General features: G+C 36.8%; 11 protein-coding genes. 8 read left to right on the plus strand and 3 right to left on the minus strand.

What is annotated here, in order from left to right:
• Positions 1-77: 77 nt before the first annotated feature.
• On the plus strand, positions 78-548 hold the full coding sequence (locus HX004_RS12170) for a CYTH domain-containing protein (RefSeq protein ID WP_286442826.1): 471 nt from the start codon (positions 78-80) through the stop codon (positions 546-548).
• Between the two features lie 101 nt (positions 549-649).
• Here the strand turns inward: HX004_RS12170 and HX004_RS12175 are convergent, their stop codons facing one another.
• The 3 genes from HX004_RS12175 to HX004_RS12185 all read right to left on the minus strand — a co-directional run bounded on the left by HX004_RS12175 (position 650) and on the right by HX004_RS12185 (position 10,570).
• Positions 650-8,830, minus strand: coding sequence for a fibronectin type III domain-containing protein (locus HX004_RS12175; RefSeq protein ID WP_286442827.1), 8,181 nt, complete (start codon positions 8,828-8,830; stop codon positions 650-652).
• A 707-nt stretch (positions 8,831-9,537) separates the two neighbouring features.
• Positions 9,538-10,044 carry a septal ring lytic transglycosylase RlpA family protein gene (locus HX004_RS12180; protein WP_286442828.1) on the minus strand — a complete coding sequence of 169 codons (507 nt, stop codon included), beginning with the start codon at positions 10,042-10,044 and terminating at the stop codon, positions 9,538-9,540.
• Positions 10,045-10,144: 100 nt separating this feature from the next.
• Positions 10,145-10,570, minus strand: a complete 426-nt coding sequence (locus HX004_RS12185; RefSeq protein ID WP_286442829.1) for a hypothetical protein — start codon at positions 10,568-10,570, stop codon at positions 10,145-10,147.
• Between the two features lie 246 nt (positions 10,571-10,816).
• Here HX004_RS12185 and HX004_RS12190 point away from each other — a divergent pair, with 246 nt between their 5' ends.
• The 7 genes from HX004_RS12190 to HX004_RS12220 all read left to right on the plus strand — a co-directional run bounded on the left by HX004_RS12190 (position 10,817) and on the right by HX004_RS12220 (position 17,276).
• Positions 10,817-11,080, plus strand: coding sequence for a hypothetical protein (locus tag HX004_RS12190; RefSeq protein ID WP_286442830.1), 264 nt, complete (start codon positions 10,817-10,819; stop codon positions 11,078-11,080).
• Positions 11,081-11,082: 2 nt separating this feature from the next.
• Positions 11,083-11,673, plus strand: a complete 591-nt coding sequence (locus tag HX004_RS12195) for an ATP-binding cassette domain-containing protein (protein WP_286442832.1) — start codon at positions 11,083-11,085, stop codon at positions 11,671-11,673.
• A 180-nt stretch (positions 11,674-11,853) separates the two neighbouring features.
• Positions 11,854-12,363, plus strand: a complete 510-nt coding sequence (locus tag HX004_RS12200; RefSeq protein WP_286442833.1) for a hypothetical protein — start codon at positions 11,854-11,856, stop codon at positions 12,361-12,363.
• Positions 12,364-12,400: 37 nt separating this feature from the next.
• Positions 12,401-13,150 carry a peroxiredoxin family protein gene (locus HX004_RS12205; RefSeq protein WP_286442834.1) on the plus strand — a complete coding sequence of 250 codons (750 nt, stop codon included), beginning with the start codon at positions 12,401-12,403 and terminating at the stop codon, positions 13,148-13,150.
• Between the two features lie 352 nt (positions 13,151-13,502).
• Positions 13,503-13,679: a hypothetical protein gene (locus tag HX004_RS12210; protein ID WP_158962093.1), complete on the plus strand. Its 177-nt coding sequence runs from the start codon at positions 13,503-13,505 to the stop codon at positions 13,677-13,679.
• 63 nt (positions 13,680-13,742) lie between these two features.
• Positions 13,743-14,534: a GLPGLI family protein gene (locus HX004_RS12215; protein ID WP_286442835.1), complete on the plus strand. Its 792-nt coding sequence runs from the start codon at positions 13,743-13,745 to the stop codon at positions 14,532-14,534.
• Between the two features lie 60 nt (positions 14,535-14,594).
• The gene (locus tag HX004_RS12220; RefSeq protein WP_286442836.1) at positions 14,595-17,276 is read left to right on the plus strand and encodes a TonB-dependent receptor; all 2,682 of its coding nucleotides are present in this window, start codon (positions 14,595-14,597) and stop codon (positions 17,274-17,276) included.
• The last annotated feature ends 34 nt before the right edge of the window (positions 17,277-17,310 follow it).

Consider the following 17,310-nt stretch of genomic DNA (forward strand, 5'->3'; position numbering starts at 1 on the left):
AAAATATATTTTTTTCTGATTAGTTCAATAGAAATATCTATAACTTGGCATAAATTTACGCCTTTATTTTATATCCCATGATTGAAATCGAAAGAAAATTTCGTACCAAATGTACAAATTTTGAACGTTTAGCACATTCAAAAAGCACCATTGCACAAGGATATCTCAATAGTGATGCGGAGCGAACAGTACGCGTCCGTTTAAAAAATAACAAGGGATATCTAACCATTAAAGGAAAAAGTAACGCTACTGGAACATCGCGTTTTGAATGGGAGAAGGAAATAGACTACCAAGAAGCAGAAGCTTTATTAACTTTATGTGAAGACCATGTAATTTCCAAAACACGATACCTCATCCCTGTAGGTAAACACCTCTTTGAAGTGGATGTCTTTCACGGAAAAAATGAAGGCCTCGTTATAGCAGAAGTGGAGCTCCAAGATGAAAACGAAGTTTTTGAAAAACCGGAATGGCTAGGAGAAGAAGTGACAGGTCAATTGGAATATTATAATTCGTATTTGTCCAATCATCCTTTTACTACTTGGAAATAGTGAAAGATAAAAAAATAATACCCCCATTAATCAAGTGTTAATGGGGGTATTTTTCACATGGAAATCAACAATTTAAAAAAAATAACAACACGTTATTCCGTTTATCTATTTATTTGAATCCATCCAGTACGCATCTTAGCATGTGAAACTAAAACATAGTAGTATGTACCAGAAGGCAAATTATTTCCTCTTTTGTCTTTCCCAGCGAATTCATCTGTATACAAGCCATTAAAACTAAATACTTCGATTCCGCTGCGATTATATACTTTCAAATTCGTTACGCCGTACTTCGAGAGATCTAAGCGATCGTTAATACCATCTCCGTTTGGAGAGAATCCCTTCGGCAAGGGACATTCTTCATACATTACACGAAAACTCGATTGATCAAAACACGCTACTTTACCTTTGCTTGTTTTGGCATAGATGTAGATCAGCTGATCTTCTACAATCACCTCTCCTGGTTGCAACTCTCTTCCTTGTCCTTCCGCTTCTGTAAAATACTTATTTCCTCTGGGTAAAAGAGGTAAAGTATAAAGCTCACAATACAGAACTTGATCTTCTATTCTATGAGCAGCAATCAATTCGAGAATTTCAATGGTAAAACTACTCTGATAAGAACAACCCTCTTGCACAGCATAAACGTACAACAGATGCTTTCCTACTAAATCAAAAACATCCCCTGCTTCATAGCGCTCACCCTGTCCGTAAGGCTCTGTATAATAAGCTTCCCCTTCGGCCAATTCAGGTAGTACATAACTTTCACAAGCGAGAATTGGAGTTACTTTTGTTGCCATTAAAATCTTATTTACTCCTAAAGAGAAAGTAGTATACGTAAAACAATGGGTGTTTTTATTTTCCATTTTCGCATATATCATTGTTGGCTCTATAGCTGTTGTGGTGTAAACAGCAGGTAGTGGATTGACATTGCCCAACAAGTCTCCTTCTGAAGCAAAGTAACTGAGAACAAAATCCTCTGATTTAAACTTCCCTATCATTTGTTTTTCATTTTGGGACAAATCATAGGTATAAACAAATCCAGGTTCTCTATTGCACACATAGAGATTCTCTGGTTTTGTAATGGGGTGTTTCTCTTTAATAAAATGAAATTCCTTATCAATGATTTGCTCTTTGCCATTACAATGCAAATAGGTAATACGTCCTGTGTAGGTCACAGTCTTATCAATAGATACTTGAATATCCTTTTGATCCGTTAGGAATTCCCCATTCTTCAACCAGCTGAAGCTAGCGATTGATTCTCCATTAGGCACAAAGCGCCAAGCCTCATTGGCTGCAGTCCACGTACCTACATTTCGATTTGGCGGTACTGCTGCTGCCGTTCCCGTGGCATTTTGAATTCCCACAACACCTAATCCCCCGTTGAAATTGGCGCAACTCGGTCTATTCTTAATGTAGACTTCAATAATATTGGTTCCTTCATACAATACAATTTGAGAGGTCTGTGTCGTTCCCTCGATATCATTTACATCATAAGGACATCGCGTTGCATCAAACAACCCTAAATGATAAATATTAAAGACTAAGGCACGACAAGGAAAAGTTCCTAACACTTGATAATTTACCGAATAATCAGCAGGTGAATTGTTTGGCAACAAATCTTGCATCACCCCAAAAATAGTATTTACATAGGGGATGGTATTGGCATTCGCACTATTGGTTGGCAATTGAACTCTAGGATTCATCGCATACCCTGAAGATGAATTAGGAGCATACAATCCATTTTCAGTATGGCCTTTTACGCTGAATGTAATCATCCCATTGGTTCCTATTAATACTTTATTATACGACTTGCCATAAAAGCAAAAATCAAAACCTAAATCAATAACATTCGACCATTTATCATCTTCTGTTAATGGAATCAAGTCTCCACCAACAAATGGATAAGGAGGTTTGTATTCGATAGCTTCTACTATATAATCAGAGGTATCCTTAATATCATAATAGTTGGCGATTAAGTCTACGCTGACACTTTCATCCTCACAAATGACATAACTTCCATCTTCTGCTTGAGGCAAATCAATCGGTTCAACTTCAATATTGGCACAACCAGGAGGATTAAAAATATTAAATAATACGGGTGAGCTCCAACTCCCTTGATCTGACTCTGAACAGACAGCGCGTACATACACCTGATAGAAAGCGCCTTCAACAGCATCTCTAAAAATATACCTTGGATTATTTTCTACTCGAATTCCCGTGCTTAATGGTGTAGGAGCAAGCTGATTCGATTCCACAATATAAACTTCCCATTGTCTTTCTTGTCCGAGGGGTGTCCATGTAATTTCAATATTCGTCGAGTTGGACATTCGAACAGCCTCTACCTTGGTGACGTCTTTACAAGTAAAAGGCTTAATCCATACATTGTCAATAGCGGCAGGCGGTTGTTCTCCACTGCGATTATCTTGTTGCCATTCAAAAACGATTCGCACATCTTGACCGGCAAAGGCACGAATATCCATTCGCTTTTGAAATCTTTGAAATTCACTGTTGTTAAAAAATCCTCTTTCATCCACTGCAAGGGCTTGGTTAGAACTTGCCACACTGACATCTGCTTGCGGAACATACGATAATGGAACAATCCACGCCTTCACAAAATCAACTCCTATATTTTCTCCTGTTCTTCTGTCATATTGTTGTTCTCCTTTAGAACGCCAGTCAAAACTAATGTCCAACTGCTCTAAATTTGCAGGAATATGTACATTTTTATAAGCGTGTACAATTTGGGTTTTATTGAAAGTATATTTGTTGTTTACTCCATTGTCATTGGATATATACAAGGCTTTTGTTCCTCCGTTATTCACCGCGTTTCCAATCACCCACTGATTCGGTAATGAATGCGTAACCCCGATCTTCAGTGTTCCTTCAAAATCCTCATAGTAAGGCAATGGCGTTACAGATACTAAAGGTGTAGTTGCAATAAAGGGTCCTGACCATAAACTTGATTCTTCTGTACTACAAGTAGAACGCACCCAAACATAATACATCGTCCCTTCTTCTAAATTTTCAAATGTGTAATGCATGTCTGTGCTCGTATGGGTTGGTACAGTTGCATCATTAACTGTTGTATTAGGATCTGTCGTTAACAAAAGGTCATAACCCATTGGTTCACCAACCCCAATCCAGCTAAAGTCAAAACCTCCGGTTCTAATAGACCCGATAGTCCCATTGATTGGCGGTAAACAATTCTTGATAAAGAATTCGATATTGTCTATTGCAGCAGCGGGATTTTCTCCACTACTTGTATCTTGTGTCCACTCAAAAATGATACGCATGGTACGACCGAGATAGTTTCGAGCTGGAATAGTGATATGTTCTCTTTCGAAAGTTCGATTGCCTGAGTAATATTCTCTTCCCAATCGCACAGCATTGCGATTATCCGTTTGTACGAGTACACCCGCACGTGGAGTATAATCAGCAGAAACGAACCATACGCGGAAATTATCATAACTTCCTTCACCTAGATTTCGCCAATCAAAGTTCAATAGTAACTCCATACCTGAGGCAGGAATAGCAAAATCTTTGTAAATATGAGAGGTTTGTCCTCGACCTGGTACTGTTTGTAGGTAATTATTACTCAAACCGTTATCATTGGAAATATAAAGCGCCTTTGTGCCTCCATTTTGAACTGCTTGACCTATAACCCATTTATTATGGGTGTCATTTTGATATCCAAAGCTTGGGTTTCCTTCAAAATTTTCTGTATAAGGCAATGCAGCTGGGTTCAATTTGGTTTGCACGACAATTGGCCCTACCCAGAAGCTCTTCTCTTGTCCACAAACGGAGCGCACCCACATGGTGTAATAGGTTGATTCTGCTAAATCTGGAAATACAAAATTAGGATTTATTGAACGATAGTTCGCTTGTGTAGTAGCTATTGGTACTTCATTTGTTGTAGACAAAAACAACTCATAAGAGCGAGCTCCACTCCCACTCCATGAAGTAGCAATCGTATGACTTGTCACTTCTCCTGCGACAAAATCTCTCGGTGGACTACAAGTGACTACTTCTATCTTGAGGTTATCAATTGCAGCGGCGGGTTGATAGCCTCCGCTATTGTCTTGTTGCCATTGAAACACAAGTCGATACACTTGCCCTTGTAATTCACTTACCTCAACGACAAACTGTTCTCTTTTGAAAGTTGTTTGTTGACCAAACATAGCATGACCTACTGGAATTGCTCCTGCTGTACTTGTTGAAATGGTTGTGCCTCCGATTGGCGTATAAGAAGCAGGCACCAACCAAACACTGAAGAAGTCATAATCTGCTTCTCCTAGACAGCGCCAATCAAATCCAATCGCCAATTCTTCAGCATCTGAAGGAATCCTAAAATCTTTATACGCCTGTACTACTTGATCATAAGCGGTATAATAGGTATTTGACACGCCTTGATCCTCACTTATATATAGTCCTTGTGTACCTGATGCAAATGCAGCAGTACCTATATACCAACGATTATTGCGTTGTGTTGTAAAATCAAATACAGGATTGGATTCAAAATCTTCCATATAAGGTAACACAACAGGTGTATTGGGCAATCTGATTTCTTGAGGGCCAATCCAATCACTTTGATCTGAATTCGCACAAGCCGATCTTACCCAAACCCAATACGTTTGACCAGGAGTTAAACCTGTAAATGTATAGGTCGAAGTAACGGTTTGATGCGTAGGGTTTGTTGCTTGGGTTGGAGCTGGCGTTTCCATTTCACTTAAAAACAGATCGTAACTTCCTACACCTGCGACTTCTTCCCATTGAGCTTGAAATCCTTGATCGGAGACATTTTGTATAATTAGTGCTGTTGGTGTTGCACAAAAGGTTGTAGCCAATGTTAGATTATCGATTGCAGCAGGAGGATTCGCTCCACTATATCGATCTTGTGTCCATTCAAAAATCAAACGCATGGTTTGTCCTGCGTACTGTTGTCCGTCTATCGTAATTGCTTCCGTTGAAAATACGGCAGCATTACTATACGTTGCTCTACCTAAACTAATTCCACCACTATTTACAGCAGTAATTGGTACTCCCGCTTGAGGAGTAAAAGTTACAGGTACCCACCATACTTTGAATGCATCATATCGATCCTCTCCTTTACACATCCAATCAAACGATAAGGTTAAATCAACGGCACCGGTAGGAATAGCAAAGTCTTTAAAAATATGCGATGTCACATTGTGTGGTACATCTGTCGTATACGTATGGGTTTGTCCGCCATCATTGGAAATATACAAAGCTGCTGTTCCTCCATGATGGACAGCGTTTCCAATCTGCCATTGATTAATTGTATCATTGACAATACCGTAATTCTGTACTACTTCAAAATCATCAACAAAGGGGAGTTCTACTGGAATTAACGTTGTTTGTACGGACAATGGACCCATCCATCTTGACGCATCTGTTCCACAAATCGAACGAACCCAAATATAATAGTTCGTTGCTTGACTTAAATTTTCAAAGGTATAATTGGCGGTATTCGATGTGGCTGTTGCTACCGTTGATGCAATAGGCGCCTCATTGGATGTTCCTAAATATATTTCATATGCTTGTACATTCGTTCTCGCTTGCCAAGAAACGGCAATCGTATGTGCGGTAAAAGTTCCCAATTGCAGCTCTGTCGGTTCACTGCAATACATTGGACTAATACTTACATTGTCAATCGCTGCAGGATTCTGACGTCCATCTCGATCATCTTGTTGCCATTCAAAAACCAAACGCACCGTTTGTCCTTGAAATTGACTTACATCAACGTTTTTTTCGAATCGACTGAATGTGTTATTTAAATATAATTCTTCCGCATGGAGAGCCATAGCTTGTACCTGATTTTTGATCGATTCACCTGCTTGGGGCAGATAAGAGAGAGGAACTATCCATGCCGTTAAGAAATCTGAGGGATTGTAATTACCCGTATTCCAATCATATCCTTTTTCTCCTTGGGCACGCCAATCAAAGGCAACCGACAACATATCAACGGCTGGGGGTATTTCTATATTTTTATACGCATGAATAATTTGACTTCCCTCGTAACTATAGGTGTTGGTTGTTCCTCCATCTTTCGTGATATAGAGGGATTGAGTTCCTCCGTGATTCACTGCCTGACCAATATGCCATTGATTCGGTTGACTATGTGTAAATCCCCATGTGGTAGCAGACTCAAAGTCAGTCGCATAAGGTAAAGGAATACTCGATACTAAAGGTGTTTCTACAAAATAAGGTCCCACCCACTGACTCGTTTCTCCTTCTTGACAACTTGAACGAAGCCAAGCATAATACTTCGTTGTTTCGTTTAAATTCACAAAGGCATAGGTCGTAGTACTCGTTGACGCTAGTGGAGGAGTAACCGCTGTGGGAATTACATTTGGATCTTCTGTTAGGAAGACTTCGTAACTTGTGCTATTCGCTGATGTAGTCCAAGAAAGGTCAAAAGCTCCAGCTCTCACGTTGGAGATTTGCGCATTTGTTGGAGACAAACACTTAATCGCAGTGACTTGTAAATTATCGATGGCTGCTGCTGGATTATTTCCTTGACTCTCATCATTTGACCATTCAATAATCAAACGCATCGTTTGACCAGCAAAAGAGACAGCATCTACCACTACTTGCTCATGCAGAAAGTCGGTAGTTGCAGCATAACCATCGCGCCCTACGCGAATCATTGCACGATCCCTCTCGTTGATTTTCGTTCCTGCCTGGGGAGTGAATGTACTAGGTACTAACCAAAGTTTAAAATGATCATACGAACGCTCTCCTACTCCTTTCCAGTCAAAATCAAAAGCTAATTGTAAAGCATCAGCTGGAATAATCAAGTCTTGATAAACATGTGACACTTGCCTTCTTCCAATATTAGGATTGTAATCATTCGATTCTCCTTGATCTTTAGAAATATACAGCGCTTTATTCCCTCCGTGATTCACTGCTTGACCAATATGCCATTGATTCACCTCGTCATTCACAAAAACAAAAGATGGATTTGCTTCAAAATCTTCTCTATATGGCAATGTTTGCGCTATTAAGTGTGTTTCCACTTCTAAAGGCCCAATCCATATACTCGTTTCATCCGCACAAATGGAACGCGCCCATATAAAATAGGTTGTAGCGGGTTGTAATTGATCAATAACCAAATGATTGGTTGTTGCAGTATAGTTTGTTGCATTTGCACTTGAAAGAGAAGCTTCAGTGCTCATGCGAATTTCATATTGTTGACTATCATTCGCTATCCATTCTAAACGCATGGATTGAGCCCCCAAGGCATTGAGTTGAAAATCCATTGGAGGCGCACAAGACACTTCTTCCAATTTCAAGTTATCAATTGCTGCCGCTGGTTGTGCTCCACCACCGCTTTCTTGTTGCCATTGAAAGACCAAACGATACACTTGCCCTCCTTGTCCAGCAACAGGAACGATGATGGTTTCTTTTTTAAACACAGGATTCTCCTGATAGTAGACCAAACCAATTTGTCGAACTCCTACCGTATTTGCATTCATTTTCGTACGTGGAGCTGGGATATAATCCTGAGGAACCAACCAAACACTTAAATAATCTTCTTCACGCTCTCCAACCGATCGCCAATCAAAAGAAATAGCGATATTTTCCGCTTGTTGTGGCACTATAAAATCTTTATACACATGAGACACCTGATCGGAATACAAGGCGTATTCATTCGTCTCTCCCTCATTCTTACTAATATATAACGCTCGATCAGCCTCATTTTTCGCTCCCCCTCCAATTACCCATTGATTGGTTCTATCATTGCTAAAACCCACTAAAGGTGCATGTTGAAAATCTTCCGTATAGGGCAAAGAAACAGGCGTCATTGGTAAGTGAATCGCAAATGGTCCTGCCCAATTACTTTGGGCATTAAAACTATTTTCACAATTAGATCTTATCCAAACATATACGTTTACTTGATTATGGGGTAAATCCAACGTCAAAGAAGTATCTGTTACCGTATGCGTTGGATTCAGAATCCCAACGCCTTGCTCACTTGATGCACGGACAACTAAATCATACGAAATAGCATTTGAAACCACTTCCCATCCTAAAGTATAAGAAGATGTGGTAACCTCTTGCAATTGAATTTCCTCTGGGGGATAGCAAAAAGCGAATGCAGCAACCTTACGCTGCTCGATCCGCTTTAATACATCATCGATTTTCACAATCCGAAGATCCAATTTATCCCTATTTACTTCCGTATTCGCTTGTAGGTTATAGCCCCACATAACAAAAAAAAGTAACGTTACTAAAAAGGTATTACTTACCTTTATCTGGCTCATATACTCTGTGTTTTAATTTAGACCAAATATAAATAGCAATTAAAACATTACAAATAGAGCCGTTCAAGTCGTTATTAGCAGAGTAGTATAGGAATTAAACTAAAAAAAATAAAAGCATAAAAATACCAGCCATTCTCCCACTACTTCTTAGAATAATTCACTGTTTTTAAGTATAAAAACAAAGTTGTTAACGTTTTACTTTTATTTATCTTTCAAAAAAAGACAGTACACATCATAAAAACGACATCTTTTATCTTAAAATCACCCGTTATTAAATAAAGAATAACGTATAAAAAAGAAGGACGCTCTCCTTATTTGATTCATCTAGTACACAAAATAGAAGAGTGAATCCCAGTTTTTGGTCCTAACACCAATAAAACCAAGGATTATATCTTACAGATACAGCAGTGGAAAAGTCAATTTAGGTTGATTTCTTCTCAGAAAATCAGGAAGTTTAATTTTTTTTTCAAAAAAAATCATTTTTTAAAATTTAGGCCCAAAGCAAAAAAAAAGATGTGCGGTGCACATCCTCGACTTGTGGAAATTTTCCACACTTTTATTACACACTTTTCTACTAATTGAATCACAACATCTTAGGTTGAATTCGATAGGAAAAATTCTTTTTGTTCTTCAATTGGTCCTTTTTTTGTTTAAGTGGCGAGATCAAAACCCTTGTGACAAAACGAAAAAAATGAACAAAACGTTTATTAGATATCTTCGACCATGCGTTCTACCTTAACATCTAAGACACCTCGTCCTAAATTATCCGTCAGATCCATAAAGGCGCGTTTAGAAAGATCGACTGTACGTCCTTTAGTAAAAGGGCCACGGTCTGTTACGGTTAAGACCACTGATCGTTTATTTTTTAGGTTCGTCACCTTGATTTTCGTTCCGAAAGGCAGTGTTTTATGGGCTGCTGTGTATTTTGAATTATCGAAAATCTCACCGCTAGCTGTTTTTTTACCAGAAAATTTATCGTGATAATACGAAGCTTTTGTTTCATCACTAACCACTTCAAAAGAGTCATCCTCTACTTCAGCCACCACGATAGAATCCTCTTCAATACAAGGCAAATCAAGCATTGCCACAGTGTCTAGTACTTGTCCTATGCTCACAACAGTGGGTTTGTTTTTTTCTTTAAATTTCCCAGCCTCTTCAAAACTCGATAAGGTGAAGAGGATCAAGGCAAAAATTATATATTGAAAATATTTCATATGCTTCTTTTCTAAAAATAGACATTATGCCAAAACAAGAAGTATACCAAAATAAAAAAGAGAGCCTAAAGCTCTCTTTTCTTTACTATATAAGTTACTGTTATGCAAACCAAACTTTCCAAGGAATTCTAGACAAGATTAAAACTAATCCAATGGTATAGAAAACAGCAAACATTTTGAATTTTTTGTTGCTATCTGTAGCTTTCTTGTGTTTAGACCATCCAATTGTAATTAAGACAATTGCAATAATATTAATAAGTGGGTGTTCTAAAGCATACAATCTCAAGGTAGAGTCTTTCATCGCTACACCAAAGCTTTGTACCAAAGGCGAAACAAAATAAAGAATCAACCCCAATAATAATTGGATATGAGTAAAGATTAATCCAACCAAACCTAATTTGCGGTCTTTCTCTGTAAACTCTTTTTTAGAGCTTAGTCCTACGAAAGCATTAATTACTACGATTACTAAGAAAATCAATGCCAAATATGCAACGCCTGAATGCGCTGGTTGTAACATTTTATACATATTGTTGTTATTAGTTTATAGACAAATATAAATAAAACAATTGAAACTAACTGTTTTGCTTTTTGAATTACGTACTACAGTCTCAAATGCTTTTTTCAATACGAAAACCTCAGTATAAACCGTTAATCTAAGGGAAAATATGCAAATGTAAAGCTCACATATATCCAATTCCCATAATTCAAATTCTATCCTTACAATGTTATTATCTCAGTAAAAACAAATACCTTAGGTTAAAATTTGTTTGCTATGACAAAAACGATTCAAGTCCTCTATCCTTATTATCTCTTATCTTTTATAGTTACAGTAGCTCTTACTTGGACGACCGCCATTTGGTGGTATATCCCAGCCCTTTTAGGTACTTTTCTTGCGTTACTTTATTTTTGGATATTTCGCCAATATGAGCTGTACTTTTTCAAGAACAAAGGATGGCAACCCTACAGCCTTGCCTTTACTTTATTGGGCAGTAACTTACTACTCGCTTTTTTGATTTCCACATTTAAATTACGCTAACCATGTCAACCTTATACTTAGATAGTCTTGTGTATCAAATCAATCACAAAACGATACTCAACAACATCTACTTTCAAATGCAAACGGGAGAGCTAATTGAGTTAACGGGTTTCAATGGAGAGGGAAAATCAACCTTTCTCGAGGTGTTATTTGGTAGCAAGAAACCCCAACATATGCATCTCAAAATCGATCAAAACCTCATTCGCAATTCCAACCATTTACAACGTTATTTTGCATTAAAACCTCAGTTTAGCTTTTTCCCAAAACAGTTACGCTGCAAAGATGTATTACCTAAATCATATTGGAATTGGGCTGAATTTGAGGCTCATCTTAACCATCCCATCGCTCATTTTTCAACGGGCATTCAACAACTTATACAGACGCTATTTGTACTTGAGTTACCTCAACCGTTTATTTTATTAGATGAACCTTTTGCTGGATTATCACCTCTGCTGCAAGAACAGCTTCTTACTGTCTTGCAACAAAAAGTCAAAACGAAAGGAATTCTCCTTGTCAATCACATTCCCCATCTCGTAGATGAAATTCGAACGAGAGAAGTACAGCTCATCCAGGGCGTTCTCCAATCACCATAAAAGGCTTTCAAACTAGATTGAAAGCCTTTTTTATTTTATAAAATTAATATTTCAAACACCTCTCTCTTAATGCATTAAACATTCAATTAGTTCTTTTTTCTTCTCCTTTTTTCGATTTAAATTCAACTTAAAAAACAATTTAAACTGGGAACAGGGAGAAAATACTGAACAAAAAATAACATGAAAAAATTATTACTCTTACTGTGCACCGCTTTGTTTATTGCTTGTTCATCAGACGAAACTGACTTAAATAAAACGGAGTTAGATACTAAAGACATATATCTACAATCTAACCTTCCAAAAATTCTTGAATTAAACCAATCAGATATAAACCATTTTAAAGAATACATGGTCCTTAATGATGAAGGGGCTTTGATATCCTGGGACGGATATTTTTTAGAAAAGGTATATGGAAATGGGGAAGAATATAAATCAATCATGGTAAAAATATACAATGATCTAGGTATAAATCCTGTACAAATCATAATCGTTGATACAAATAATAGCGAAAGAACAATCAATCTAGCGGAGACTACAGCATCGGGGAGCAAATACTCAACGTTTAAAAGAGATGACCCTTATGTGCGTGAAGTAAGAGGAGCTGCAAATAGACAAAATAATGATGACGGATGTTTTGCACAAAAAAATAGCACATGTATCATCGTAGTTAAAGAGGAAAAAAATAAATAATAAGTGGTTGAAATTTCGAATTTTACAAACATCCAATATGATTAAAAAAATATGTTTACTATTATTCTCACTTTTACTAATAACTTGTAAAAAAGAATCATCAGAAGAAATTTATATTAAAACTTATCTGCCAAAGATTTTAAACTTAGTACCCTCAGACATAGACCGTTTCAAAAAAAATATGATTATTAATCAAGAAGGTAATCTAACCTCTTGGGATGGTGAAATATTGGAAAAAGCCTATCATACAGATGATGACTATATGTTTGCAGTCTTAGGTATATATAACAAATTAGGCATATTTCCGGAGAAAATAATTGTTGTGAATAAAGATAATAGCGAAAGGGTACTTCATCCCGGTTTTTTTGATATCCATAATACCAAAATACCTTTATCTGAAATTCAAGGTTGGGATGCGTTGTTCTATATTACTTCAACCAATTGCGGAACATGTATGCAAGACTATCAAAGAATGAATCAACTTACTACTAAATATGCGGGTAAAAAGATAAAGTTTGTTGCTCTTTTTGACAAAGTAAAAAACATAGAAAATTATAAAAAAGGAGAAATTTACAAGACAGATGGTTTTCTTAATGAGAATTGGATTATTTTACAAAAAAATAACCTCTTACCTTTCCTGACAGAAAACTATCATGATAATCTAGGAATGCCATTTATCTTTTTCAGAAAAGATAATGTAGATTTAGAAAAATATTTCACCTCTTCTCGTAACAGTGAAATTGAGGAATATATATCCAATAACTTTGAGAACAAAACTGAGGAATAATCTCTTTCCTAAAATATTCAACCTTTTGATTACTTTATCTTGAATGAATACCCAATATTACATTAATCAAACCAACTAAAGGGATACTTATTGTCAATCACATTCCTCTTCACTTAGATGAAATTCGAACGCGGGAAGTACAACTTCTCCAGGGCATTCTCCAATCACCATAAAAGGCTTTCAAACTAGATTGAAAGTCTTTTTTATTTTATAAAATTAATATTTCAAACACCTCTATCTTAATGCATTAAACATTCAATTATACCTTTTGATTTCTCCTTTTCCTACTTTAAATTCAACTTAAAAAACAACTTAAACCGGGAACTGGGAGAAAATACTGAACAACTAGAAGATGAAAAAAATTGTACTAGTCTTGTCGCTTTTTGCGCTATCTACAACAAGTTTTGCCAACTGTTTTCCTGTTTATTTTTCTTGTGGAGGTGGAACAACTTATTGTGCTGAAGAAAATTCTTCATTTGACCAAATTCAAGAAGATGTTGAATATGTAGACCATTACGTCTGCGGTTAAAAACTCGACAACTCCAGCGTGTCTTTACACGCTGTTTTTTTAATTAACCTTAAATCTACTATGATGAAAAAATCACTTTTAGCAACTCTCGCTTTTATGTTGACCATTTGTTCTTATGCTCAGCAAAAAACAATTATGCGTTATAACTATTCTGGTAAAATTGTCTCAGATAAAACACAACCTCAAAAGATAGACGAAAGCGTATTTGTATTAGATATTGATTCTACCCAATCCTCGCGTTTTCTTGAATTAGCACTATTAGAAAGAAAGCGAGCTGCAGCTACGATAAAAAGCCAAGATGAACTTATGCAAGTGCTTCATACCTATCGGCCTAAAACAAATTTTACCGTTTTTTATTCTAACGGAATCTTAGCTAGCACTAGCAAAATATGGAGAACAACCTACACGTATAAAGAATCAAAGAACGATCTAATTTGGGAAATAGAACCAGATACAGAACAGTGGAACAGCTATACTGTTCAAAAAGCGACTACGTTCTTTGAAGGCCGATATTGGAATGTTCTCTTCACCACAGCTATTCCCATAATTGAAGGACCTTATAAATTTAAAAATCTACCTGGTTTTGTCGTCAAAGCCTGGGATGATGAGAAACATTATGTATTTGAGCTTCTCAATAACGAAAAAATAAAAATGGACAACTGGGAATTAATAAATCCCAAAGAGATGGAAATAGAAATCACAGAGGCACAATACATCAAGGCCTTAAAAATTCATCAAAACAAAACCTATAAAGATAACTTAATTGAAATAAATCCAAAAAACGCAGAGACAGTTCCTGATGAGTTTGCAGAAAAAATAGGCCTTCGTTCGAATCCCATTTATAAGGTTCAATAATACTCCATCCACCTTTTCTTTCCTTTTCAATCGAAACTTCTTTTCATCCTCTTGTATCTTATGCTACATTTTATTCACAACTCTCTTATTTTATGTACCATTCTTCTGGCAAGTCTAGTTGCCGTTGGACAAGAGCGCATCCAAGGAAAAGTGGTAAATCAAACAAACACGCCTATTGAAGGCGCCATTATCTCCCTTGTAAAAGCAGAAACTGAAGAGGTAATTCAATATACGCAATCCGATACAGCAGGTGTTTTTGAAATGTCGTTACCTACACCTAGTCCAGACCTCAACCTTCGCATTCAACATCTTGATTATGCCGTATATCGTCATGCTTTAGTATTTCCTGTTTCTTATCTCACACTCACCTTAAAAAAACAGGAAACCGTATTAGAAGAAATCTTCATTAAACCTACGCCTATTACCCAACGCAATGACACACTAAGCTATAGGGTTGAGTCTTTTGCTTCAAAAACTGATCGCGTATTAGAAGATGTCTTGAAACGACTTCCTGGTATAGAAGTTAGCGCGTCAGGTCAAATCAAGTATCAAGGAGAGAATATCAATCGATTTTATGTAGAAGGGTTGGATTTGATGAAAGGACGTTATGCCGCGATTACCAAAGCGATTTCACCAGACGATATTAGTCGGGTAGAGGTCTATGAAGATCATCAACCCATCAAAATGTTGGATAGCAAGGTTTCAACAGGTAAACCTGCTTTAAATATCCGTCTAAAAAACAAAGTAAGTCGTGCAGGTACAGCCAAAATTGGAGGAGGATTTAGTCCTTTCATTTGGGATGTAAGTCTTTCTCCTATGTTCTTTAGTCGCCACTTTCAGACTTTGGCAAATTATGATACCAACAATATGGGGAATACGGTTATGACGAAAATAAATAATTTCTATTCGTTCGAAGAATATGATACTTTTTTATATTCCTCAACCAACACACCTTTTCTAAAAATAGCCACTAATCCAGATCCTTCCATCAATCAAAATCGCTTTTGGTTTAATCAAAGTCACCTAGGAAATCTAAATGTATTGCAAAAACTCAAAAACAATTGGGAACTTACAGGAACCTTGTATTATTTAAATGAACATAATGATACCGACGATAGAATACAAACCACCACTATACATTATCTAAATCCAACACTTGGTACCTCTGAGCCCATAACATATCAAAGAACAACGGCTAGTCGTGCGGCAAAAGAAATCTTCCTTGCTGAATTTACCCTAACGCAAAATAAAAAACAAAACTATACCAAAAACAAAACGACAATCCGCGTATCAAAAGATAAAACAAAGGGAGATTTGATGGTCAATACGCCAGAAAATTTGATTCAGCAAAAAGTAAACGCTCCAATTTTTCAGTTACAAAATACGTTGAGTACCCTTATTCCTTTAACAGAAAAACATTGGATTAATTTTCGTTCTCTCTTAGATTTCTCAAAAAGCAAAGAAGCGTACTTCGCATCTCCAACTGCCCTTTTTAATTTAGACAACCCAGATTTATCCTCTTACCCATCCTTATCCCAACACTATGACAATCAATCATTCTATACAAAAAATGCGGTCGCCTATGTTTGGAGGCAGCATGCTTGGACGTTTTCTGGAGCATATCATTTCACCTTTCAACAAACGCATTTCAATACGGATTTGTATGGAAGTGAAACTGATTTTTGGAATCCAATCCCCGGAGATTATCACAATCAACTGCGTTATCAAACGAGCAGTAATGCCTTACATTCCAGGATCAATTTCAAAGCCAAGCGCTGGTCCTTGAACCTGAATCTTCCCTTAGAATGGACCACAGCTTCACTGATAGACAAAGAAAACAACAAACATGATAGCAATAGCAAATTATTTCTTTCTCCTACTCTTTATGCACAATATGTTGCATCTTTATACTGGACATTCAAAGGAAATATTGCCTACACAAGTGTTTTCACACCACTAAATCAACTGTATTCTTCTACTATACTCAATGAATTAAACTTTAGCGCTTACACCAATCGCATTTTATCTAATCATCGATTTACGAGCAAATTTGATACCAACTTTAAAGATCCTTTTACGGGGTGGTTTGCTTATTTTAATCTAGAGTATATTGAACAACAAAATCCTATCTTATTTTCTCAAGAAATTGGCGAAAATGGGCAACAAGTTATTCAAGCTATTGAACAACACAACACTCAAACAACGCAACGCTTAGAACTAAATATCAACAAGTTGATTGAACCAATTAGCACAACCTTAAAAGGTAGTTTTTCACATAGTAGGAATAAAAACCCGATTCTCATTAATCAAGTGCTCAATACAGTGAAAACCCATCAAAACAATTATCGATTCAGTTTATCCAATACCTCTTTTACTTGGTTGAATATTGATTATTCCTTTGCCTATCAACAAGTCCAAAACAAAGATTTTTCTTCTTCCAAAAGTGCTAAAACAACACATGATGCGACCTTGAGTTTACTCCCTTTTAAACAGCATACTTTACTCACTACCCTTGCCTATCAACGAGATCGCATCCAACAACAATCGTTCAATAACACCTTTGTGGATTTAACCTATCGCTATACTTTTTCCAAACGCAAAATTGATTTGGAACTCGCTTGGACGAATATTTTTAATTACAAGGAATACAGTCAGGTCATCGTCAATGACATGATGACCCATATCATGCATACTCCAATAAGACCGAGACAACTCATGGTCTCGATTCGCTTTGCCTTCTAACTAAACAAGGCCTCCAACTAAAGTTGAAAGCCTT

It is taken from the genome of Myroides sp. 1354 (assembly GCF_030324495.1).
Taxonomy (GTDB): domain Bacteria; phylum Bacteroidota; class Bacteroidia; order Flavobacteriales; family Flavobacteriaceae; genus Flavobacterium.